This window comes from Paludisphaera mucosa (genome assembly GCF_029589435.1).
Classification (GTDB): domain Bacteria; phylum Planctomycetota; class Planctomycetia; order Isosphaerales; family Isosphaeraceae; genus Paludisphaera; species Paludisphaera mucosa.
The window spans coordinates 674,750-698,419 of record NZ_JARRAG010000002.1; the positions used below are offsets into that span (position 1 = coordinate 674,750).

Genomic DNA, 23,670 nt, shown 5'->3' on the forward strand with positions numbered 1-23,670 from the left:
ATGACGCCGGCGTCGAAATCGCGCCGTCGGTCGGTCGTCGATCGCCGGGATCGTGCGCCCGTCGCACATCGTATCATCGGGGCGGCGCGCTGCGGCGAAGCGGGATGGTTTGCCGTGGCGCCGGCCCGACTCGGGCCTTCCTCGACGGACCGAAACGAGCGCCGAACCCGAACGCAGGGGCGCTCGGAGCAACCTGCGACCGGCGAGCTCGCCGACCGGCATGAGGTTGCCGTAAGTAAACGCCCCGATCGCGGACGGGAGCAGGCAGGACGGGATGTCGCCCGAAAGCCCCAGAATGATGCCGGACGCACCGAGGCCGGAGGAAGCGATTCATCAGCCGTTGACTCCCTATGCAGCGACCACAAGACTGGCTTTGCCTCGGGTGGCTGGTCCCTCGAACAGATTCTTTTCTACAAATGACCATGTGATCATTTGCAGTCCAGGGGTGTCGCAAGATGATTCCGATCCGATCGACGATGCTACAAATGATTTGCCGAACGACCCTGGGCCTCGCCGCTCTGGCGCTGGCCCCGATGTTCGTCGCGCCCTCCGCCGAGGCCGGTTCGATCACCTATACCCTCGGCACCGTCTTCAACGGGGGCACGCCCACCAGTACGCCCCCCTGGCTGACGGCGACGTTTGCGGACAACGGCGCCGACACCGTCAGGCTGACGTTGACGGCCGACTTGAACGTCAATGACGAATTCATCAGCGACGTGGCGTTCAACGTCCTCAGCACGATCGTCCCGTCCTCCCTGTCGATCGATCACGTCAGCGGGAAGACCGCCACGGTCCAGGCGACGACCCAGGGCGCCCAGGGTCTGACCGGCGGCGGATCTGCGGGCTCCGGCTTCGATATCAACCTGGCGTTCTCCACTGCGGGCAACAACGGCGGCGCCAATCGTTTCAAGGGGACGGACGTCGTCGTCTACGACATTTCCCGGACCGGCCTGACCTTTGCGGATTTCGAGTTCACCAACACGGGGAGCGCGAACGCGCATGTCGGCGCGCACATCCAGGGCATTCCCGGCGTGACCGGCCCGAGCGGCGCCGTCAAGGACGGTGGCGTCGCCGTTCCCGAGCCTTCGTCGATCGTCCTCTCCGGACTCGGCCTCGGCGCCGTCGGACTCCTCACGATGCGTCGCCGGGCTCAGGTCGCCTCCTGAAATCGGGAACGGCGGAATCGACGCGCAACCATCCCCGACCCGCGAGGGTTGGGTTTTTCATCGCCGTTCCAGCCGATCGACCTGCCCCGAGGAGGGAGCCAGTCCCTATGTCGGCGCACCGGCCTGCGCCCGCCGAGTTTGGGCCGAGGCGCCGGCGAGTTCGATCCCAACGCGGCGGACGGCCTCGACCGGCGGGCGGATCACGATCTTCGTGATTGCAGGATCTCGGGGATGACGTGGGCCGCCGACGGTGGCGGGCGGCCGGCGGGGCGATTACGATCGAGCCCTCGCCGGCGCGGGCTCAGGCGGTCGTCCGACCGCGGGCGGCCGGCTCATCGCACCATGGGAGGGTCCGGGCGATGCGGGATCAGGTCGAGACGCGGGGCTGGCCTCTGTCGCCGTCGATCCTCGCCACCCTCACGGTCGCGATGCTGGCTACGACGGCGGCCCTCGCCACGCCTCCGGAGCCGGCGGCGATGCCGCGGATCCGGGTCTCCGACGACGGCGAGCGGTTCGTGGCGGCGGACTCGGGGCGGGTGTTCGTCCCCTGGGGGTTCAACTATCTCGGCAAGTTCGAGCATCTGGCCGAGGACGACTGGGACACGCCCGAGGGCTGGCGGAAGGTCGAGGACGACTGCCGGGAGATGAAGCGGCTGGGGGCGAACGTCGTCCGCTGGCACCTGCAGTTCGAGACCTTCATGGACGGCCCCGACGCGCCCGACGCCGCGCAGGTCGGCCGCCTGAAGGACCTGTTGAAGCTCGCCCGCGCGAATGGGCTCTACCTGGACCTGACCGGCCTGAACTGCTTCCGCCTGAAGCGGATCCCGAAGTGGTACGACGACCTGGCCGAGGCCGACCGCTGGAAGGCCCAGGCCCGCTTCTGGGAGGCCGTCGCCGGGGCCTGCGCGGGGGACTCGGTCGTCTTCTGCTACGACCTCATGAACGAGCCGGTCATGGGCGACCCCGGGCCGAACGACCACCCCTGGGTCGGCGGCGAGCTGGGGGGCTTCCACTTCGTCCAGCGGATCAGCAACAAGATCGCCGGCCGCGACTTCAAGGACATCGCCGAGGCCTGGGTCAAGACGCTCGTCGACGCCATCCGCCGCCACGACCAGGAGACCCCGATCACCGTCGGCGTCATCCCCTGGGCCCTCGTCTGGCCGGGCGCGAAGCCGGTCTTCTACGCGCCCCAGGTGCTCAAGCACCTCGACTTCGTCAGCGTCCACTTCTACCCCGCCCCCGGGCGGATCGAGAAGGAGATGACCGCCCTGGCCGTCTACGACCTGGGCAAGCCCCTGGTCGTCGAGGAGACCTTCCCCCTGGGCTGCACCGTGGCCGACTTCGACAAGTTCGTCGACGCCGCCTCCCCCCGCGTCGACGGCTGGATCGCCCACTACTTCGGCCACACTGCCGCCGAACACCGCGCCGGCGCCAGGCCGACCGAGCCCCCCGTCGCCGAGTTCCTCGAATTCTGGGCGAAGAAGAAGTCGACGGTCGTCGGCCGTTAGGGTTCGTCAAGGACGGCGGTTGCCGTGTTCCGCCCCTTCGTCGGCCTCAGCAATCTGTCGGCGTGACTCACGCCTAAAAGACTGGATTCCGACATATCGCATGGACTCGCCTGAGGGGGGCAGGCCACTGCGGCATGCTGGCGTCGGCAAGCGTAGAGTGCCCGAGCCGCTCCTCGCCTTCTTCGGGATTGGAGTCGGGATGGTCTCGGCCGTCGTCGGGAGTGCCGAGCCGCTCGGGGCAGCGGTCTTCCTCGGCCTGGTCTTCACCCCCCAAGCCTTCGTCGCGACCGGGCGGTGCCGGTGGTGCTGATGCACCTCGCGAAGAGCCTCGCCTACGGTTGCTGTTCGGCCCTCGGCCTCGGCGATTTCCTGCGGGGCTCCTGCTGGGCGGCTCGCTGGTTCTCGGATCCAGGATCGGGAGGAGACTCATCGCCCGGATACCCGAGCGTTGGTTCGGCCGCCTCTCGAGATGCTCCTCATCCTTTCCGCCATCGCACTGATTGCGGCTCGATGAGCGGTGTTCCTGGAGGCTCGGGGGATTGGCCTATCCGACGGACTTCAACCGGCGGCGAGACGCGAACGGGTCTGCTCGGCCTCTCCGCTGGGAGTTACGCCGAAGAGCCGCTTGAATTCTCGGCCGAATTGCGAGGGACTCTAGTAACCGACCGCCCTAGCGGCCGCGTTCGCGTTGTAGCTGTCGTAAGCCATCAGTCTCTCCTCGGAGGCGAGGGGTTTCGCGAACTCGGCGTGCACTTGCCTCAGGACTCGGGCGATTCGGGCGGGGCGTCCGGGGTCTTCGTGCGACGCGCCTCCTGCAAGGCCGTCGTGTTCTCGTGGAAGGTTTATCGCCGCGATCGGCTTGAAGAACTCTTTCGACTCGATGATGCGGGCTTGTTCGTCATGGACGAGTCTGGCCGGACGCTCTCAAATTCCAGTCCGTAGTAGAGGCCGCCACGAGGGCGGAGGAACCCAAACCGATAACGTCGAGCTTCTAGAAGCGGATCGCATTCTAATTCGGAGACCACAGCTTTGGTACCGAACCGAGGAGTAGAACGGCGAAGCAGAGACGCGGCAGCCTCCGTTTTCCCTTCCGGACGACACCCTTTGAATGTAACGGAAATAGTCATCACATCAATTAGTACTTCTGTATACACAGGGTAACCGATTCCGTCCTTGCGATCGCAATTAATGCCCCCATCGCACTTCAATGTAATCAACATATCATCTATTGTTACGTTTTGTTCGCCCTCCCCGATCCGATAAGCCGACACCACCGTCCCAGATTCCAAGTCTTCCGGATCCATCTCCTTGAATCGATCTCCCTTCGGCTTCCCGGCGAGGACCATTCGCTGTCTTCCATCGGGACCATGTGGATTACCAAGGTGGTCGACGACGATGGACTTCCCGGGAGCCAGCTCGATCCCGCGATAATGCACTTCGTAGAGGATATCTGCGTACTTGTCGGGTTGTTTCGCGTTCGGGGTTATCGTGGCTTCGCAGTCGACGCGACGGACGCGTCGACCTTCCCCGGCTAACGCTTGAAACGCGGCTTCGGGCCAGCACGTATGTTCCGAATAGACGAGCGACCCCTTTGCGATCGAAAGATCCTCGGGCATGTGGCCCAAGGCCTCGTCGACCAGCCGTTTATACTTTTCGTCGATGTCGTCCTTGCTGTTCTCAAGCACGTGGAGAGTGCGGGGCGAGATGGACAAGAGGCCCGCGAATTTCGTTTGCGTCAGACCTAGGTTCCGTCTACTAGCCTTGATGTCCTCGCCGTTCATCTTCTCTTATCCCTCCGGGATCGCCGCCGCTTAATAGTTAAGCAAATTAGTATGCGTCGCGAATTTCGCTCGATCAAAAACTTGCGAGAGTGGCGTGGCAGAATCGAATGGCGCGATCCCACCCACTCGGGAACCCTGCGAACTCGGAAATAAAACTTGCAATTGCAGATCTTCCTTGGTACTTTTGCATCATGGACGGCCGCAGTGCTCGAAGCCATCTAATTTTGTATCGCCGTCCTCCCGCTGTCCATCGCTCGAATCGGATAGCGGACCATTCGCGGTGCCTTAGGGCATGTCGGCGACATGGCCCGCTCGCCCTTCCCCGCCGCGAACACGTTCAACCGTCCTCATTCGTGCCTTCGCGGCACCTGCGTCCTACGTCCGCCTATCGATCTTCCATGGAGTTGCAGCCATGCGGTTCACCCTACTGGGAGGGGCCTGCCTCGGCCTCCTCGCGCTCGCCGCCGTTTCCGCCGCACAGGACGGTGCGGGCTCCAAGCCCGAAGCCGGCAATGTGAAGGTGGCGATGGAGGTCACCAAGGCCAAGGATTTCGACCTGTACACGACGATCAGCGGCCCGGAGGACATCAAGGGGCCGCTGATCCTGAAGCCGAACGACACGGTCGTCATCAATACGAAGCTCGACGTTTCCAGCGTGGACGTCGTGCGTCACCCCGTGATCAACCCGGACTTCGTCGCCAAGCCCATCACCATGGATGGCAAGCTCGCCTTCCTCATTCACGCCCTGTCGCCAACCAAGTCCCAGATCGGGCTATCGGCGACGACCAAGGACGGTCGCGAGAGCGAGAGCGCGCTCGTCGATCTGACGATCGCCGCCCCCATGAAAGAGGGCGACCACGCGGAGTAAAGCCTCGCGGACGGACAAACCCATCCGCCGTGCCGGGTGGGATCACGCCCCGCCCGGCCTTTCCCAGGACTCATTCGCTCGAATCAAATTGGAGGCACCATGATTACGTGGTTTCGGTCGGGCACCTTGCTGGCTTTCGCGATCGCTTTCGGCCTCGGTTCGATGCAGGTTCTGGCGCAGGAAGACGCCAAGGAGGCCGCTCTCACCACGGACGGGCCGACGCTCAACGACGAACCGAAGTACAGCGGGATCCGGCGCGTCGTCGCGCCCCCTCTCGACGACATCGGCTACTTCGTCAACAACCGGTTCAACACCGGGTCGTTCGTCATGCAGGGCGGCTACCAGGTCGTTGCAACCTGGGTTTCGGAGACACCTCCCGGATCGCGGGCCCACCCGGTCATCAAGCACGGCACGCTGGAGTTCAAGGGCGAGGACGAGACCGGGCACTGGTGGGCCTACGGCGACGGCGATGACGGAGACGAGTTGATTTGGTTCTTGCCGAAGGCTCGAAACCGACGCGTCTTCGTGCAGGTGCCCGGGAACAAGCGGCCGCAGTTGTATGGGAAGCCGAATGCCATGGCTCCGGTCGCCTCGACTGGACCGGCCCTGCCCAAGGTCTGAGCGTCGCGAGCGTCGCCTAAACCTAGCCCCTGGGCGACAGGCTAGGTCCGCAAAACGCGATACGGCCAGGCCTCCCCGTTGCGGGCGACCTGGCCGTCTCGTGTTTTGCGTCGACCGACCGACCTGAGCTACCGTTTAAGTTCGGTGAGACTCCACGAAGCCCGCGGGCGAGCTTCGTAAACGAAATCACCTGGCCCGCGCCTGAAACGCCTAATGATCGACGACGGCGTGGCGCGGTCGCTGGGGCAATCACCAGTTCGACGCGTCAGCGTCGGCGACGCCGCGGGGGCCGACGGGGCGTTTATCCCTGGGCCTGGCGATGTCGCTGGCCGATCTGACCGACGGCTCGAGCAACACGGCCGCGGCCTCCGAGCAACTGCTAGGGCTCGCCGGGTCGTGCAGCCAGACGACGCCCTCGCCCCCCTCGCAGACTGACCTGCCCCAGTGAAGCGTCCAATTCCTATCTTAGCGGGGTATAGCTCTCATGGACCCCGGCTCGTCGAGCGTATCCACCTTCGCCGGCCGTGAGTTGATGACGGAGCGTCGCCTTACTTCACCAGCCCCAGCAGGGTGATGGCGATGGTGAAGTAGATGACCATGCCGGTGGCGTCGACGAGGGTGCTGATGAAGGGGGCGGAGACGACGGCGGGGTCGATGCCGACGCGGCGGGCGGCGAGGGGGACGAGGGAGCCGATGACGTTGGCCCACATGCAGACGCCGAAGAGGGCGATGGCGACGACGCCCGAGACGCCCCAGGGCTGGGCGCGCCAGAAGTGGATGTAGAAGAGGGCGACGGCGCCCAGCATCAGGCCCAGGCAGAGGCCGGTCAGCCACTCGCGGAGGACGACGAAGAGGGTGTGCGAGAGCTTGATCTCGCCCAGGGCCATGCCGCGGATCACCGTGCCGACGGTCTGGCTGCCGGCGTTGCCGCCGGTGCCGGTCAGGAGCGAGATGAACAGGGCGAGCGCGGGGATCTTCTGGTCGCCGTAGGTCCACTGGAAGTGCTGCTGCACGGGCGTGGTGAGGTTCTCGGCCAGGAACAGGAGCATCAGCCACTTGATCCGGCGGCGGACGGTGGTGAAGACGTGGCTCTGCCAGTAGGGGACGGTGTCGGCCTCGGGGTCGGGGGCGACGCCGCCGAATTTCAAAATGTCCTCGGTCTGCTCGCGGCGGAGGATGTCCATGGCGTCGTCGTGGGTGACGATCCCCACGAGCCGGGCGTCGGCGTCGACGATGGGCAGGGCGAGCAGGTCGTACTTGTCGATCGTCTGGGCGACGGGCTCCTGGTCGTCGTCGACCTTGGCGAAGATCACGTCGCGCTGCATGATCTCCTCGATGAACGAGGAGCGGCGGGCGAGGATCAGCCGCTTGAGCGAGACGAAGCCGATGAGCCGGCGGTTGTGGTCGACGACGTAGCAGTAGTAGATCGTCTCGCGGTCGGGGGCCTCGTGGCGGAGGCGTTCGAGGGCCTCGCGGACGGTGATGTGGGCGGGGAGCGTGACGTAGTCGGTGGTCATCGCCGCGCCGGCCGTGCCGGGCTCGTAGCTGGTCAGGCGGCGGATGTCCTCGCGCTCGGCCTGGGCGAGGTTGGGGAGGACCTCGTCGACGAAGTCCTCGTCGAGCCGGTTCACCAGCGCCGCGCGCTCGTCGTGCGACATCACGCGGAGCAGCTCGGCGGCCTCCTTGGGGGGCATCGCCTCGACGAGCCGATTCTGCTCGTCGTTCTCGAAGTAGCTGAGTACCCCCGCGCGCTCGCGGGACTCGAGGATGCGGAAGACGGCGTCGCCCTCGCCGTCGGGCAGGTCCTCGATCAGCTCGGCCACGCGCCCGGGGTGCTGGTCGCCCAGGAACTCCCGGAGCGCGTCCTCCTCGCCCCCCTGGAGGAACTCGCGGAGGTCGGGCACAAGCAGCGGGTTTCGCATATCGCCCTCCTCCGGGTTGATGGGGACGGTCGTGTCTCGATCGGGCTGGTGAACGTTCGTCAGCGGGAAGAATGGGGCGGGGCGGGCCGAGCCCCGACGTTATCGGTGGCCTGCATCCCCTTCCAGATCGCCTCGGCGCGACGCACCGGCAGGTCCCCCATCAGGAAGGGGTGGGCGGGGCCGAACTCGACTGAGCCCTCCTCGATCGCCTTCGCGAAGAGGGCGTCGGCCTCGGGGAAGCGTCCCATCGCGGCGAGCGCCTCCGCCAGGCCCAGGGAGACATTGGAGTCGTAACCGACGTGGTCGTAGGAGGTCATGACGCGATAGACACGGGAGGATAGCGCACGGGCGTCGCGATAGCGTCGCTCCGAATCCTCGAATCGTCCCTCGAAATAAGCCGTCATCCCCTCGAGAATCGCCGCTTGGTATTCGACCTTACGCGATAGATAGCCGTCCGGGCCGTAGATCTCCTCGTACGCCACCCCGGCGCGCCAACGCCGCACGCCGAAGAGGCAGCACAGGGCGGCAACCGCGACGGCGATCATCAGCGTCGTGAGCCGGAATCGGAAGCATGGCATGGTGGCTCGCCGAAGGGACGTACGGGCTCAGCCGATCACATCCTTGCCAATGTACGGCTTGAGGGCTGCGGGGACGTCGATTCGGCCGTCGGCTCGCTGGTAATTCTCGAGGACGGCGATGATCGCCCGGCTGACGGCGACGGCGGTGCCGTTCAGGGTGTGGACGAACCGGGTCCCCTTCTGGCCGGCGGGGCGGTAGCGGATGTTGAGCCGGCGCGACTGGTAGTCGGTGCAGTCGGAGGTGCTGGTGACCTCGCCGTACTCGCCGTTCGCGCCGCGGCCGGGCATCCAGGCTTCCAGGTCGAACTTGCGATAGGCGGGGCCGCCCAGGTCGCCGGTGGCGATGTCGAGGACGAGGTAGGGGATGCCCAGCTCGCCGAAGATCTCCTCCTCGATCGCCAGCATCTCGGCGTGGATCGCGCCCGACTGCTCGGGGGTCGAGAAGGCGAACATCTCGACCTTGGTGAACTGGTGGACGCGGTACAGGCCGCGGCTGGCCCGGCCGGCGGCCCCGGCCTCGGTGCGGAAGCAGTGCGAGAGGCCGACGTACCGGATCGGCAGCGCGGCCTCGTCGAGCAGCTCGTCGGCGAGCATGCCGCCCAGGGTGATCTCGGCGGTGCCGACCAGGCTGAGGTCGGTGTCCTCGATCGAGTAGACCTGGGTCTCCTCGCCGCGGGGGGTGAAGCCGACGCCTTCGAGGATGCTGTTGCGGGCCAGGTCGGGGGTGGCGACCGGGGTGAAGCCGCGGCCGATCAGCTTCCGCAGCGCGAACTGCTGGAGCGCCAGGTCGAGCAGGACGGCGTCGTTCTTGAGGAAGTAGAAGCCCGAGCCGGCGACCTTGCCGCCGGTCTCGAAGTCGATCAGGTCGAGGGACTTGCCCAGCTCGACGTGGTCCTTGACGGGGAAATCGAACGTGCGGGGCGTCCCGACCTTCCGCAGCTCCTTGCTGTCGTCCTCGCTGAGGCTGACGGGGGCGTCGGGGTGGGTGAGGTTGGGGATTCGCCGCAGCCGCTGCTTGATCTCGTCGTCGAGGCGGCGGAGCTGCTCCTCGTTGTCGGAGACGTCGGACTTGAGCCGCTTGCCGGCCTCGATCAGCTCGGCCCGGCGCGCGGGGTCCTTCTCCTTCCCGGTCGACTGGGCGACCTCGTTCTGGCGGCGGCGGACGTCCTCGACGGCCGAGAGCACCTGCTTGCGGTCGCCCTCCAGGTCGGCGATCCGGTCCAGGTCCTCCAGGACGTCGGAGGGGACGTTGCGGTTCCGGCAGTTGGCCCGGACGGCGTCGATGTTGGCGATGACGTATTTCAGGTCGAGCATGACGGGTTCCTTGATCGCGCCCCGGGCGGAGACGCCCGGCCGGGGGACGACCGGGCCGCCGCGCGGGGGCGTCGCGGGGCCGGGGTCGTCTTCGGGTCTTCGCTGGCTTCGGCCGCTTCCGCTTCCGCCCCGCGACGCCGCCGGGTCAGGTCGCCCGCGACAGCTCGTCGAGCAGGTGGGCGCTCGCCCGGATCCCGCGGTGGAAGTCGGCCAGGGAGAACTTCTCGTTGGGGCCGTGCAGGTTGTCGTCGTTCTGGCCCCAGCCCAGCAGCAGGGTGTCGACCTTCAGGTGCCGCTTGAGCAGGCCGACGACCGGGATCGAGCCCCCTTCGCGGATGAACAGGGGCGCGACGCCGAAGCTGGCCTCGACGGCCTTCACCGCCGCGCGGAAGCCGGGGCTGTCGACGTCCACCAGCACGGCGGGCGAGCCCTGGTGGCTGATGAACTCGACCGTCACCCCCGGCGGGGTGTTCGCCTCGATGTGCTTGCGCACCAGCTTCTCGACCTCGGCCGGGTCCTGGTCGGGCACCAGGCGGAAGCTGAACTTCGCGCCCGCCTTGCAGGGGAGGACCGTCTTGGGACCGGGGCCCGCATAGCCCCCCCAGAGGCCGTGGACGTCGCAGGTCGGCCGGGCCCCCTTGCGTTCGAGGGTCGAATAGCCGGCCTCGCCGAAGACCTCGCCGACGCCCAGGTCGGCCCGGAACTCCTCCTCCGAGAAGGGGAGTTCGGCGAAGGCCTCGCGCTCCCAGTCCTCCAGGGGGCGGACGGCGTCGTAGAATCCATCGACGAGGATGCGTCCGTCGGGGCCCTTCAGGCCGGCGAGGATCGAGGCCAGGGCGTTGAGCGGGTTCGCCACGGCGCCGCCGTACGTGCCCGAATGGAGGTCGCGATTCGCGCCCTGGACGTGGATCTCGAAGTAGGCCAGGCCCTTCAGCCCGTAGGTGATCGCCGGCTTGCCGGGGGCGAACTGGCTGGTGTCGGAGATGACGGCGTAGTCGCAGGCGAGCGCCTCGGCGTTCTCGGCGACGTAGGTCTCCAGGTTGACGCCGCCGATCTCCTCCTCGCCCTCGATCAGGATCTTGACGTTCACCGGCAGGCCGCCGGTCGTCTTGAGCCAGGCCTCGACGGCCTTCAGGTGGGTGAACATCTGCCCCTTGTCGTCGGTCGCGCCGCGGGCGTAGAGGTTGCCGTCGCGGACGGTGGGCTCGAACGGGGGCGAGAGCCAGGGCTCCAGGGGCTCGGGGGGCTGGACGTCGTAGTGGCCGTAGACGAGGACCGTCGGCTTGCCCGCCGCGCCCAGGCTCTCGGCGTAGACGATCGGGTGCCGCTTGGTGGGGATGATCCGGGCGTCGAGGCCCATGGCGGCGAGGTCGTCGCGGATGAACTCGGCGGCGCGGCGGGTGTCGGGGTCGTGGTCGGGCTGGGCGCTGACGCTGGGGATCCGGATCAGCGTCTTGAGCTGCTCTTCGAAGTCCTTCGCGTGCGATTCGAGATATGCATCGATCCGTTCCAGGCTCATGGACGATCCCCCTGCCAACTCCCCGCGCCGCGGCGCCCTTCCGGGGCCGGCCGGGCCCCCGAGACGGCCCGAGTATATCACGTGCCGGCCGACGCACGCCATGACGCGTCGGGCGTCGCGAAACCGGGTCACGCCGCCGCCGGTCCGGCGTCTTATCCGGCCTGCGCAAGGCCGGCGAGGGGGCCGACGTTGCCGGGAAACCCCGGGCGTCGCTTTCTCGGCCGGGGGCTTGTCGGGCCCGCGGCAAGGATTACAAAATGGACCGCGGTTTCTTGTACGGTTGACTTGCCCGCGACAGGGTCCATATTTTCCAAAACTCGACTCAAGTTTTCGCCAGAGGGTGCCGGGACAAGGGTTTCCGAGTCGACGGGGGAAAATCCGGCATCCGAAATGCAACAAGCGTCATCCGCCGAACGAATCCAGGATCTGCGGGTTCCGTTCGGGGAGGAAGTGACGCATCGACGGCGTGATTCGATCGCAACCTTGGAAGCACTTCAGCAGGATCGGCAACATGGGATGGGCGGGCGACACGCATGGTATAGTGGAGAAGAGCGGCGAGTGAAGCGTTGCCAATGGAAAGGCGACCGTCCCCGGGGTGGGTTTCGGCTCCCTTTGGGCGCGGTGTCAAGCGGATTCCTGGGATGGTTTGGCTCGGGACGCGTCCCGAGACCGCTTGGCGCGGCAGCCGAAGACGTTCAGCGAAACAATCCCTTTGTACAAGGCCGTTTAGGAGGGGGGTCCTTTCCTATGAGTTTCATTCAACGCTTTCTGGAACGCGTTCTTCGCAATAATCCCACCCGCATGCCCCGCACGAGCTTCGACGACCTGAGCCAGGAACAACTCGACGCCCACCTGCGCGTCGGCCGCTACGGGAACTTCGCGCTGACCGAGGCCGTCCGGCCGTCGATCGGCCTCGACGTGATCCCCCGCGAGGGCTATCGCCGCGACGTCTACTGCGACCCCGAGTCCGGCAACACCATGCCGGTCCTGGCCGCGTCGATCTCGGCCGATCGCCTGTTCGACGTGTTCATGGACCTGCTCGACCCGCTCGGCGAGGTCGTCGACGTGGTGATGGAGTCGAGCCACGACTCCGAGCCCGGCTCCCACTCGGACCTCTACCGCGAGCACATGGACACCGTCATCCTCAAGAGCACGCTCTACGACTACGAGTCGCTCCTGATGAACGACGGCTGCACCGGCCTGGCCGCCCTCAACCCCGGCGGGCCGATGGAGGTCCAGTTCGACGAGCACAAGCTGCTGTTCGTCTACGCCCACGACCTCGACCCCTTCGAGGAGATCCTCCAGGGCTACGGCCTGCGGCGCGACGACACGCTCAAGTTCATCTCCGAGGCCGAGCACCTGCACTCGACCGACGACGAGCACCGCGACCAGTTCGACGAACTGCTCTACCGCCTCGGCATCGACGACTGATCGCCGCGGAGCCAGGACCGGGATCCCCCGCCACGGGGCGGCCGCACCTTGCGGCCGCCCCGTCCGCGTTTCGAAGGCGACGCGGATGAGGGTCTTCGGAGTTCGGAGCCAAGACAGAGGCTGTGTCCTCGAACGACGGCCTTGAGGAACGGCCTCTCAGTCGGTGAGGGCGCCGCGACCCGGAACGCGCCCCTGGGGATGGGGCCGACGGGTCGCCGCCTTTACGCTGCGATCCCGCCGCGGACGCGAGCGGTCATTCGCTCTGGCTCGGCTCCGGGGGCGTCGGGAAGCGTTCCTGGATCCACGCCTGCCAGAGCGGCCTTTCGCGGGCGACGGTCTCGGCCGCCTGGTCGCCGTAATGGTAGAAGTTCAGCGCGACCATGCTCTGGCCGCCGAAGTTGAAGGCCCCCAGGGCGGCCACGCCCGGCCCCGGCTCGTCGAGCCGCAGCAGGGCGTCGTACGGACTCTGGGTGAGGTACTCCGCCACGCCGCTGAGCGCCGGGACGCCTGCGGGCGCCGTCCAATGCCGCCCGACGCTCAGGCCTTCCGCTCCCACCGCCGAGATCAGCGATCCCCAGGCTTCCGCTTCGGTCCCCGCGACGGGGACCACGAACTGGATGATCGCCGAACGCTGGCCGCGGAAGTGCGCGAGATAGATCCGCAGGATGCGGAAGAAGCCGGGCCAGCCGGATTCGGTGCCTTCCAACTGGTCGTCCCAGTCGTCCGCGCTGGCGAACATGCTGTTCACCACGCGGACGACGCAGACGCCGCCCGCGCGCGCCTCGACGCTCCACTCGGTCGCGATGGGCGGCGAGCCGCCCCAGCCCTCGCCCTGCGCGGCGAACATCCGCGGCGGATCCCAGGCCGTCACGGCGGCGCGGGACTCCATGCCCGGGCCGAAGTTCATCTTCACGGCGACGGGCTCCCCGTCGCGCTCCTCGAACTCGGTCGGCACGAACCAGGACGAGACGCCCGGCCCGGTGGCGATGGCCCGCCAGACCTCCTCCGGCGTGCCGGGGACCTCGACCTCGACCTGGACGGAACGGCGTCCGGAGGCTTCCTTCTTCACGCTCATGACGGCTCCTTGGGATCGGATTTCCGAGGCAGGGGGTGCGCCACGACCACCAGACGATGCGCGCGGCCGCCGGGGGCCGATTCATCGTGATACTTCGAAACCAGTTTCGCGACGGCCTCGGCGAGTTCCTGGCTGAAGGCCGCCCGGTCCGCGGCCGACCGGAAGCGGACCTCGGTGTCCACCGACAGGGTCGCCAGGCGTTTGCCCGCCTCTTTCGCGCGGCGGACGAGGTCGCCCACCTCGCGGACGACCCGCGCGCCCAGGGCGATCAGATAGCTCGCGGACAGCCGATCGACCTCCCGATCCGGATCGACGGCGACCGGGCCCAGGGCGCCCGGCGAGACCACGTAGGACGAGGCCGTCGCCACGAGCAGCCGCTCCGTCAGCCCGCCCCACTTGCGTTCCTGGGCCAGCCGCACCAGCCCGTGCGCCTCCAGCGCGTGCAGGTGGTAGTTGACCTTCTGCCGGGCCAGGCCGACCCTCGCGGCCAACGTCGCCGCCGAGGCGGGCTCGACCAGCTCGGAGAGCAGCCGACTCCGCACGGGCTCCAGGGCCACCGTCGCCGCCGCCGGATCTTCGATGACCTGGATGTCGAGCATGAGCAGACGGTAGCCTTGACGATTATTTTTGTCAACCGTGGATCAGGGCTTTTTCCGACGAATTCGCGGAGTCTTGAGGTCTCGGCGACCCTCGTTCGGGCCTTTCAATCCGAGCGTCGGCGAACGGCGTTCGAAACGACGCGACGCGGCGGGGATGGGACCCGGCCGCGTCGCGAGGGGATGGATCGGGCGATCCACGCGCTTCGATCACATCACTTTTTCTCGTCGGCCTCGGCGTGGGGCTTCTTGAGGCTCTCCAGCTCGTGGAGGACCTTGTCGAGCTTCTGCTCCAGCGAGTCGATCCGGGCCTTGTCCTTGGAGTCGGGCGTCGAGCCGGGGCCGCGGTGCTGGAAGGGCTGGACGTTGATGGACCGCAGCTCCTTGACGCGGGCGACGTCGGGGCGGACGCCCTGGACGACCACGTGGCCCTGCAGCTCGGCGAGCTTCTGGTGGGCCTCGGCGAGCTTCTTGCCGACCTCGGCCATCTCCTTCTGCTTCTCGGCCATCACCTTGCTCAGCTCTTCGACCTGCTTGCGGGCCTCGACGGCCTTGGGATCGTCGGAGTCGATCCGCAGGCCCAGCGCGACCTTGGGCTCGAACTTGAAGTCCCCCTTGAGCGGGTCGCCGGAGAACGTGAACGTCTGGCCGACGCGACGCTCGATCGCCGGACGGGCCTGGACCGAGAGCCGCTTGGGATCACGGGCCATCCGCTCGATCTGATCGAGGGCCCCCTTCAGGGCCTTGATCTGGACCTCGCCCATCTCGCCCTCGGGCTTCTTGTCCTGCAGCTCCTTGATCTGGCTCCTGAGCTGCTCGGCGGCCTTCTTCATCGCCTCGCCGGCCTCGGCGCCGTCGGCCTTGATCTGGATCCGGATCTGCTTGCGGAGCTCGTCCTTGGTTTTCTTGACCTCTTCCTTGATCTTCTCCTGATCTTCCTTGGCCTTCTCCTTGTCCGCCTTCACTTTCTCCTGATCTTCCTTGGCCTTCTCCTTGTCCGCCTTCACTTTCTCCTGATCTTCCTTGGCCTTCTCCTTGTCCGCCTGCTGCTTCTCCTTGTCGGCCTCCTTCACCCCGTCCTGCTCCTCGACCAGTTGGTCGATGGAGGCCTCGGCGGCCTCGACGGCGGACTCCACGGCGGTCTCGATCTCGGCGACGGTCGTCTCGACAGTCGTCTCGACGCCGGCGACGGCGGCTTCGACCGCGGCCTCGACGTCCTGGCCGATGACGTTGAAGGTCAGGATCTCGCCGTCCTGGCCGTCGGCCACGGCGCGGAACGTGACGGCCGGGCCCTCGCCGTCGACCTTCTGGCCCACGCGGACGATCTCGTCGTCGCCGGCGGCCACGAACGTCACGGCGGCCGCCTCGGTCTTCCGGGCCCAGGTCGGGCTCATGGGCAGCAGGACCCCGGCCAGGGCCAGGGCGCCCAGCGAGCCTCGCCATCCCAGGGTGCGCGGCGTCGTCCCTTTCATCACCATCGTCAGCCTCCTTCGCAGGTGTTGCACCTTGCCGAATCCGCTCGCCAGGAGCGGCTCGGGGTCGGCGTTCGGGTTCAAGAAATCGACCGTGTCGAGCAAGGTCTCGGCGTAGGCGCGGGCGTCGTCGGGGAACATCCAGACGACCCACGCGTCGCAGCATTGCTCCTCGACGTCGCGGAGGGCCCGGCGGACCCACCAGACGACGGGGAGCCACCAGTAGAGGACCGTGACGGCCAGCTCGAAGAACCGCAGCAGGTGGTCGCCGCGCTTCAGATGGGCCAGCTCGTGGGCCAGCAGGAGCGTGCGGCTGCGGCCGTCCAGCTCCTTCCAGAGCATCCGGGGCAGGATCAGGCGGGGGCGCAGGCCCAGGCCCCAGATCATGGGGGTCGTGCGGGCGTCGATGAAGTCGACCAGCGGGGGCCGCCGCAGGCCCATCTCGGCGGCCAGCCGCGCCACCTCGTCCTCGATCAGCCAGCCGGCCGGCGAGGCCTCGCGGAGCCGGCGCTGGAACCGCAGGACGCGGACCGCCGCCAGGGCGGCCGTCGCCAGCGCGCCGGCCAGCCAGGCGGCGCCGAAGATCCGCCAGGCGAGCGCGGGGTCGAACGACCAGGCGACGGGCCGGGCGGCGGCCGCGACGATCGGCTCGGGGGCGAGCTCGGCCGCGGCGAACGTCTCGGCGGGCGGCCATTCCATCTCGAAGCGGACGACGGCGGGCTCGAAGTCGGCGACGGGAGCCGCGACCTCGCGGGCGGGCGCCTCGGTTTCGAAGGGCCCGACCGAGACCTCGAACAGCGGCGGCGTCACCAGCTTGAGCAGGACGACGACCCAGAGGCAGTGGACGACGGCGGGCCGTCGCACCAGGATCAGGGACAGGCCGGCGACGATCGTGCCGAGGACGGCCGCGCCGAGGGCGTTGGTCAAGGCCGTACCCATCAGGTCTTCCATGGGGTTGCTCCGGTCGAGAAGTTCAGTTGCCCGGACGTCGCGTCTTGCCGCGATCGAGGCGGTCGATGAGCGACCGCAGCTCGTCGCGCTCGGCCGGGGAGAGCCCGTCCCCCTCGACCAGCTGGGTCAGCAGCGGCGTGAACGACCCGCCGCACAAGGAGTCGGCCACCGCCCGCAGGCGCCGGCCGATCAGCTCGCCCCGATCCACGGCCGGCGCGAAGACGTGCACGCTCTCGCGGCGGTCCCGCGCCACGCACCGCTTCTGCTCCAGCCGCTCCAGCAGCTTCTGCACCGTCGCGTACGCCGAGGGCCCCCCCTCGCCGTACACCCGCTCGGCCAGCCGACGGATCGTCGCCGGCCCGTGGTCCCACAGGGCCGTCAAGAGCGCCAGCTCGGCCTCCGTCACGTCCACCTCGTTCCGCTTCATCGCTCCCGACCTCCTCAGACGGTTTGTCTGGAAGGATACTAAGACAACCCGTCTGAGAGGTCAAGCTGTTCTTCGCGGGATGTCGCGGAATATTCTGGTGGCGGGATTCGCGACGGACGGACGAGAGGGTTCACGGGTGATGAAGCGTGGATTGATCCTGGCGAGCGCGTCGCCGAGGCGTCGGCAGCTTCTGGACGAGGCGGGGTATGCGTTCGAGGTCGACCCTTCGGACGTGGAGGAGCCGGGGCCGGCGGCGGGGGCGGACCCCGGGGCGTACGCGGCCGACCTGGCCTGGCGGAAGGCCCGCGCGGTGGCGGCGCGGCGCGGCGCGGGGCTCATCCTGGCCGCCGACACCGTCTGCGCCGTGGGCGGCGAGATCCTCAACAAGCCGGTCGACCGCGACGACGCCGAGCGGATGATCCGGCTCCAGGAGGGGGGCGACGCCGACGTGATCACCGGCCTCTGCCTGCATCGCGGCGACCGCCCCGAGTGGCTGGGGGCGATCGAGGTCAGCGTGGTGCGGTTCCGGGCCCTCTCCGACGCCGAGCGGGCGGCCTACCTCGACTCGGGCCGCTGGGAGGGGAAGTCCGGGGCGTACGGCGTGCAAGACCGCGACCCGTTCGTCTCGGTCGCGCGGGGGAGCTTCTCCAACGTCGTCGGCCTGCCGATGGAGCGGCTCGCCGCCCTGCTGGCGGCGCACCCGGCCCTGCTCGACTGACGGCCGAGCGGGGCGTGCCGCGCCATCCTGGCGTCGCCGGCGGCGGTCGGGCTAGAATGGGCGGGTCCGCGAAGCCTCTCCCAGCATCGCACCCAAGGACGACCCCGCCATGATCCGCACCCGAAGCCGCCTGATCTGGATGCTCGCCGCGGGCCTCGGACTGGCGACGGCCGCCGCCGCCGACCCGCCGACGCTTCAGCCGAACGCGCTGGAGCCCTTGCCGCTGGGGGCGATCAGGCCGTCGGGCTGGCTCAAGGTGCAGCTCGAAACCCAGGCGAAGGGGCTCGGCGGCGGCCTCGACGAGTTCTGGCCCGACATCCGGGACAGCGCCTGGATCGGCGGCAAGGCCGAGGGCTGGGAGCGCGTGCCGTACTGGCTCGACGGGATCGTGCCGCTGGCGTACCTGCTCGACGACCCGGCGCTTAAGGCCAAGGCGAAGCGGTACGTCGACTACATCCTCGACCACCAGCAGCCCGACGGCTGGCTGGGGCCGATCGGCGACGCCCAGAAGCACACGCCCTACGACGTCTGGCCCCTCTTCCCGCTCTACAAGGCGCTGCTGCAATACGAGCAGGCCACCGGCGACCCCCGGGTGATCCCCGCGCTGGTCAGGTGCGCCCGCAAGATCGACCAGGTCGTCGACGAGACGCCGATCTACGAGTGGGCCAAGGTCCGAGCGGCCGACTACGCGGTCGCCCTCTACGCGCTCTACGACCGCACCAAGGAGCCGTTCCTGATCGAGGCCGCGCGCAAGATCATGGCCCAGGGCCACGACTGGCGGGCGCAGTTCGAGGACTACCGGCTGACCGACCGGCAGACCTCCGGGTTCGGCATGCTGAGCCACGGCGTCAACACGGGCATGGGCTGGAAGTTCGGCCCGGCCCGCTCGCGGCTGACGGGCGACGCCGGCGACCGCGACGCCGTCTTCCAGATGCTGGGCGTGCTCGACCGCTGCCACGGCCAGGCCAACGGGATGTTCACCTGCGACGAGCACGTCGCCGGCCGCAGCCCGTCGCAGGGGACCGAGCTCTGCACGGTCGTCGAGGCCATGTATTCGCTGGAGACGGCGATCGCGACCCTGGGCGACGCCCGGCTCGGCGACCGCCTCGAACGGATCGCCTACAACGCCCTGCCGGCGACCTTCAAGAAGGACATGACGGCGCACCAGTACGACCAGCAGGCCAACCAGGTCGTCTGCTCGCGCGAGGGCGACCACGTCTACGCGACCAACGGCCCGGACTCGAACCTGTTCGGCCTGGAGCCCAACTTCGGCTGCTGCACGGCCAACTTCCACCAGGGCTGGCCCAAGCTGGCCGCGCACCTCTGGATGAAGACCCCGAAAGGCGGCCTGGCCGTCGCCGCCTACGCCCCCTGCGTGGTGACGACCGAGATCCAGGGGAAGCCGGTCCGTGTCGAGGTCAAGACGGCGTACCCGTTCCGCGACGCGGTCGAGATCGTCGTGACGGTCCCCGAGCCGATGCGGTTCCCGCTGGAGCTGCGGGTGCCCGAGTGGTCGCGGACGCCGTCGATCACGATGTCGGAGGTCCCGTTCGCGCTGGGGGGCCGCAAGCTGCGCGTGGGCGACGCGGCGGACGTGGCCCGCGACGAGCGGTCGGCCTGCTATCGCACGCTCGACGCCGAGTGGAGCGGGACCAAAACCGTCCGCCTGGAGCTGCCGGCCTTCGCCCAGGCGTATCGGGGCTACAACGGCTCGACGGCGATCCTCCGCGGCCCCCTGCTCTTCGCGCTGCCGATCGCGGCCGAGTGGAAGAAGGTCAAGGACAACCCCAAATTCGCCGACTGGGAAGTCCTCCCCAAGGCGGCCTGGAACTACGCCCTGGAGCTGTCTCCGGGCCGGATCGAGGACTTCGTGACGTTCCGCGAGGTCCAACCGGCCGTCGACGCGCCGGCGTTCTCGGCCGGGGGGGCGAGCGTCCAGGCCGAGGTCCGGGGCCGCCGCCTCGAAGGCTGGGGGATCGATCGCGGGGCCGCCGCGCCGCCGCCGAAGAGCCCCGTCTCCAGCCCCGCGCCGCTGGAGACGCTCAAGCTGATCCCATACGGCTGCACCGACCTGCGCGTCGCCGAGTTCCCGACCCTGCTCGACTGACCGAACGACCCGCCGGCCCGCCCGACCCGGCCCCGAGCCGGCGGGACGGCCGGAAGGAATCCGGATGTCCATCATGGCGATCGATCCCCCGTCGGCCCCGGATTCCTCGTCGCCCCCGTCGCCGACGGCGGCGACGCCGGGCCCGAAGCGGTCGATCGTGGGCAAGCAGACGCTCTTCGTGGGCTTCCTCGTGTCGCTGACGGCCGCGGCCCTGACGACCGCCGGCAACCTGTACGTGGGCGCGATCGTCTCCGAGCAGATCGACGCCCGGCTGTCGGCGATCGCCGACGACCGCCAGGCGCTGCTGCTGACGGCCATGCGGCGCGAGGCGGAGCGGGTGGCGCAGGTGGCGGGGCGGACCCGCCTGCGGGCGCTGCTCGACCTCCGGGGCCGGTCGGCGGCCGGCCGGGAGCGGTCCGGCGTCGACCTCCAGACCGTGCTCGACGACGTCCGCGAGAGCTCGCGCGACTTCCGGGCGATCCGCCTGGAGGACGCGGAGGGCGTCGAGCTGGCGACGAGCGGCCCGCCCGGCGACGTCGCCGCGATCGCGGCCGGCCTCCGCGACCCGAAGACGGGCGCCGTCTCCCGCGAGGCGATCCCGGTGGAGGCCGACGGCGGCCGGTCCGCCGTGTTCGCGGCCGACGTGCCGGCCCGCTCGGGGGGCGGCGTCCTGGGCCGGGTCCTGGCCCTCGTCGACCTGGGGCGGGTCGGCGGCGAGCTGTCGGACCCGCGCTGGCTGGGCAAGAGCGGCGACGTCCTGATCGCGCGCCGCGAGGGGGACGTGACCCACTTCCTCTTCCCCCCCCGCCTGCGGCCCGAGCAGACCCGCTTCCCGGCCTCGCGGACGACCCCCATGAACGAGGCGATCGCCGGCCGCAGCGGCCTGATGCGGACGCTCGACCAGGACGGCCGCGAGGTGCTGGCCGCCTACCAGCCGCTGGGGTACGCCGACTGGGGCGTCGTGGTCAAGATCGACGCGGCCGAGGTGTACGCGCCGGTGCGTCGGCTGCGGCGGCTGCTTGCGGCCATCGGCGGCGCGATCCTGCTGGCCGGGCTGGGGGCCTCGTACGTCCTGGCGCGGCAGCAGGCCAAGCCGATCAAGCGGCTGGCCGAGGCCGCCGAGGCCGTGGCCGACGGCCGACTCGACACGCCGATCGTCGTCACCTCGAACGACGAGGTCGGCGTGCTGGAGTCGAGCTTCGCCCGCATGACCGAGCAGTTGGGGCGGTCGCACGCCGACCTGGAGGGGCGGATCCACGAGCGGACCCGCGACCTGGAGGCGGTCCGCGACCTGCTCGACGCCTTCTTCCGGATCTCGACCTCGCGGCTCGACGCGCACACCCTCGACCGCACGTTCGACTCGGTGCTGGCCTTCTGCTCGCGGCTGGGCTACGAGCTGGCGATGATCTCGCTGGTCGACCGCCAGGCGGGGGCGATCCGGGGCGTGCGGGGCGCGGGCGCCATGGGGGCGATCGTCGCCGAGACCGTCCGCCCGCTCGACGGCCCGGACGTCCTGGCGCGCGTGGTCCGCGAGGGCCGCGTCGAGATCGTCGCCGACTCGATCGTCGACCCGACCTGCGACCACGAGGCGGTGGCGCGGGCCGGCTTCCGGGGCCAGATCGTCCTCCCCCTGGCCGGCGGCGAGGACGTGCTGGGGACGCTGCAGGTGGCCGTCCGCGAGGTCCTCGACCCCGACCGCGTCGACCTCCGGCCGCTGGAGACCCTGGCCAGCCACGCCGGCCGAACCCTCGCCCGGTTCAACCAGATCGAGGAGGTCCGCCGGCTCAACCAGGTCCTCGACCGCCGCGCCGACGAGCTGGCGCGGTCGGAGTCGGCGCTCCGCGAGCAGACCGACATCCTCCGCTCGGTCCTCGACTGCATGGGCGAGGGGGTCGTCGTCGCCGACCGCGACGCCCGCCTGCTCGTCGTCAACCCGGCCGCGCGCGAGCTGCTGGGGGTCGCCGCGCCGGGCCGGGGCGCCGCGCCCGAGGACTGGTCTTCGCCGGTCCCCGTCTACACCCCCGGCGACCTCGAGCCGCAGCGGCCCGAGGAGCTGCCGCTGCGGCGGGCGATCGAGGGCGTGGCGACCGACCAGGTCGAGCTGATGATCGGCCACCCCAGCCTGCAGCAGGGCCGCTGCATGCTGATCAACGCCCGGCCCCTGATCGACGAGCGGGGGACGGGGCGCGGCGGCCTGCTCGTCTTCCACGACATCACCGCCCGCAAGCGCGGCGAGCTGCGGCTGGCCGTCGAGTACGCCGCGGCCCGCGTGCTGGCCGAGTCCGAGTCGCTCGTCGAGGCGGCCCCGCGCATCCTCCAGGCGCTGGGCGAGCGGCTGGAGTGGGACCTGGGCGTCCTCTGGCGGGTCGACCCCGGCGCCAACCAGGTCCGCTGCCTCACCTCGTGGCGGCCCCCGGCGGCCGAGGCCGACGGCCTCGACGAGGAGGTGCGGGTCCGCACCTTCCGCTCGGGCGAGTCGCTCGCGGGCCGGGTCTGGGCCGACCGCAAGGCGACCTGGATCGCCGACCTGGCCGCGGCCGCCGCCGGCGAGGAGGGCTGCGAGCTCTGCCGCATGCTCGTCGACGGGGGCCTCCGCTCCGCCTTCGGGGCCCCGGTGATGCTCCGCGGCGACTGCCTCGGCGTCCTCGGCTTCTTCAGCCGCGACGACCGCCCCGACGACCCCGACCTGCTCGACATGACCACGATCCTGGGGGCCCAGATCGGCCAGTTCCAGGACCGCTGCCAGATGCACGCCCGGGTCGTCCAGTCGGAGAAGCTGGCCTCGCTCGGCATGCTGAGCGCCAGCGTCGCGCACGAGATCAACAACCCGCTGGCCTACGTCGCCAGCAACCTCGCCGTGCTCGACCGCGACGCCCGCACCCTGCTCGACGTCCTGGCCTGCTACGAGCCCTGCCTCGAAGGCGTCGAGGCCGCCCGCCCCGACCTGGCCGCCGAGATCCGCCGGCTCGACGAGGAGTACGACCTGGCCTACATCAAGGCGAACCTGGGCAAGATCCTCGACAGCACCCGCCAGGGCGCCAAGCGGGTCGCCGACATCGTCCACAACCTGCGCGGGTTCGCCCGCGGCGACCGGGGCTCGGCCGGGCCCGGCTCGGTGGACCTCCACGAGTCGATCGCCGCCGCCCTCGAGATGATCCGCGGCCGTCTGGAGCGGCGGCGGATCGCCGTCGAGCAGCGGCCCGCCGCCGTCCCGCCCGTCGCCGCCTCGCCGACCCAGCTCAACCAGGTCTTCCTCAATTTGCTGGTCAACGCCATGCAGGCCATCGACGCGGCCCAGCGCATGGACGGCGTCATCGCCATCGACACGGCCGTCCGGGGCGACGACGTCTGCGTCGAGATCCGCGACAACGGCTGCGGCATGCCCCCCGACGTCCAGGCGCAGATCTTCGACCCCTTCTTCACCACCAAGTCGGCCGGCGACGGGACCGGCCTGGGCCTCTCCATCAGCCACGGCATCGTCCTCGACCACGGCGGCCGGATCGAGGTCGACAGCCGCCCCGGCGAGGGGACCTGCTTCCGCGTCGTCCTGCCGATCAGCCGCAAGGCCTCGGAGTAAGGATGATTCGCGACGGCCTCTGGTCATAGGAGCCCTGCA

General features: G+C 69.2%; 17 protein-coding genes and 1 pseudogene. 9 read left to right on the plus strand and 9 right to left on the minus strand.

Annotated features, from left to right (window positions below; all coding sequences use genetic code 11):
* Nucleotides 1-455: 455 nt before the first annotated feature.
* A complete protein-coding gene (locus PZE19_RS12315) occupies nt 456-1,166 on the plus strand; it encodes a PEP-CTERM sorting domain-containing protein (protein WP_277860917.1) in 711 nt (236 codons plus the stop codon).
* 359 nt (nt 1,167-1,525) lie between these two features.
* Entirely contained in the window at nt 1,526-2,674 is a 1,149-nt protein-coding gene (locus PZE19_RS12320; RefSeq protein ID WP_277860918.1) for a cellulase family glycosylhydrolase, read from the plus strand.
* An 842-nt stretch (nt 2,675-3,516) separates the two neighbouring features.
* On the opposite strand, the gene PZE19_RS12325 is transcribed toward PZE19_RS12320, so the two are convergent.
* Nucleotides 3,517-4,455 (minus strand): helix-turn-helix domain-containing protein, encoded by a 939-nt coding sequence (locus PZE19_RS12325; RefSeq protein WP_277860919.1) that lies wholly within the window; start codon nt 4,453-4,455, stop codon nt 3,517-3,519.
* A gap of 292 nt (nt 4,456-4,747) precedes the next feature.
* Between PZE19_RS12325 and PZE19_RS12330 the strand changes: the two genes are divergently transcribed.
* From PZE19_RS12330 to PZE19_RS12340, 3 genes and pseudogenes are all read left to right on the plus strand, one after another.
* Nucleotides 4,748-5,323: a hypothetical protein gene (locus PZE19_RS12330; RefSeq protein WP_277860920.1), complete on the plus strand. Its 576-nt coding sequence runs from the start codon at nt 4,748-4,750 to the stop codon at nt 5,321-5,323.
* Between the two features lie 99 nt (nt 5,324-5,422).
* Nucleotides 5,423-5,944: a hypothetical protein gene (locus PZE19_RS12335; RefSeq protein ID WP_277860921.1), complete on the plus strand. Its 522-nt coding sequence runs from the start codon at nt 5,423-5,425 to the stop codon at nt 5,942-5,944.
* A gap of 235 nt (nt 5,945-6,179) precedes the next feature.
* Nucleotides 6,180-6,392 (plus strand): annotated as a pseudogene (locus tag PZE19_RS12340) (hypothetical protein); the annotation flags it as partial.
* 100 nt (nt 6,393-6,492) lie between these two features.
* Here the strand turns inward: PZE19_RS12340 and mgtE are convergent.
* From mgtE to PZE19_RS12360, 4 genes are all read right to left on the minus strand, one after another.
* The gene (gene mgtE, locus PZE19_RS12345; RefSeq protein ID WP_277860923.1) at nt 6,493-7,866 is read right to left on the minus strand and encodes a magnesium transporter; all 1,374 of its coding nucleotides are present in this window, start codon (nt 7,864-7,866) and stop codon (nt 6,493-6,495) included.
* Nucleotides 7,867-7,925: 59 nt separating this feature from the next.
* Complete coding sequence (locus tag PZE19_RS12350) at nt 7,926-8,411, minus strand: hypothetical protein (RefSeq protein WP_277860924.1); 486 nt, start codon at nt 8,409-8,411, stop codon at nt 7,926-7,928.
* 60 nt (nt 8,412-8,471) lie between these two features.
* A complete protein-coding gene (serS, locus tag PZE19_RS12355) occupies nt 8,472-9,758 on the minus strand; it encodes a serine--tRNA ligase (RefSeq protein WP_277860925.1) in 1,287 nt (428 codons plus the stop codon).
* Between the two features lie 145 nt (nt 9,759-9,903).
* The gene (locus tag PZE19_RS12360) at nt 9,904-11,277 is read right to left on the minus strand and encodes a dipeptidase (protein ID WP_277860926.1); all 1,374 of its coding nucleotides are present in this window, start codon (nt 11,275-11,277) and stop codon (nt 9,904-9,906) included.
* A 747-nt stretch (nt 11,278-12,024) separates the two neighbouring features.
* Between PZE19_RS12360 and PZE19_RS12365 the strand changes: the two genes are divergently transcribed.
* Entirely contained in the window at nt 12,025-12,708 is a 684-nt protein-coding gene (locus PZE19_RS12365) for a hypothetical protein (protein WP_438269971.1), read from the plus strand.
* 253 nt (nt 12,709-12,961) lie between these two features.
* On the opposite strand, the gene PZE19_RS12370 is transcribed toward PZE19_RS12365, so the two are convergent.
* From PZE19_RS12370 to PZE19_RS12385, 4 genes are all read right to left on the minus strand, one after another.
* Complete coding sequence (locus tag PZE19_RS12370) at nt 12,962-13,783, minus strand: SRPBCC family protein (protein WP_277860928.1); 822 nt, start codon at nt 13,781-13,783, stop codon at nt 12,962-12,964.
* Nucleotides 13,780-14,382: an ArsR/SmtB family transcription factor gene (locus PZE19_RS12375; protein ID WP_277860929.1), complete on the minus strand. Its 603-nt coding sequence runs from the start codon at nt 14,380-14,382 to the stop codon at nt 13,780-13,782. The genes PZE19_RS12370 and PZE19_RS12375 overlap by 4 nt, the downstream gene beginning before the upstream one ends.
* Before the next feature lie 212 nt (nt 14,383-14,594).
* Complete coding sequence (locus tag PZE19_RS12380) at nt 14,595-16,802, minus strand: M56 family metallopeptidase (protein ID WP_277860930.1); 2,208 nt, start codon at nt 16,800-16,802, stop codon at nt 14,595-14,597.
* Nucleotides 16,803-16,824: 22 nt separating this feature from the next.
* Nucleotides 16,825-17,229 (minus strand): BlaI/MecI/CopY family transcriptional regulator, encoded by a 405-nt coding sequence (locus PZE19_RS12385; RefSeq protein ID WP_277860931.1) that lies wholly within the window; start codon nt 17,227-17,229, stop codon nt 16,825-16,827.
* Nucleotides 17,230-17,368: 139 nt separating this feature from the next.
* Here PZE19_RS12385 and PZE19_RS12390 point away from each other — a divergent pair, with 139 nt between their 5' ends.
* From PZE19_RS12390 to PZE19_RS12400, 3 genes are all read left to right on the plus strand, one after another.
* Nucleotides 17,369-17,947: a Maf family protein gene (locus PZE19_RS12390; protein WP_277860932.1), complete on the plus strand. Its 579-nt coding sequence runs from the start codon at nt 17,369-17,371 to the stop codon at nt 17,945-17,947.
* A 109-nt stretch (nt 17,948-18,056) separates the two neighbouring features.
* A complete protein-coding gene (locus tag PZE19_RS12395; protein ID WP_277860933.1) occupies nt 18,057-20,054 on the plus strand; it encodes a beta-L-arabinofuranosidase domain-containing protein in 1,998 nt (665 codons plus the stop codon).
* A 73-nt stretch (nt 20,055-20,127) separates the two neighbouring features.
* Nucleotides 20,128-23,631 carry an ATP-binding protein gene (locus tag PZE19_RS12400; protein ID WP_277860934.1) on the plus strand — a complete coding sequence of 1,168 codons (3,504 nt, stop codon included), beginning with the start codon at nt 20,128-20,130 and terminating at the stop codon, nt 23,629-23,631.
* Nucleotides 23,632-23,670 lie beyond the last annotated feature (39 nt).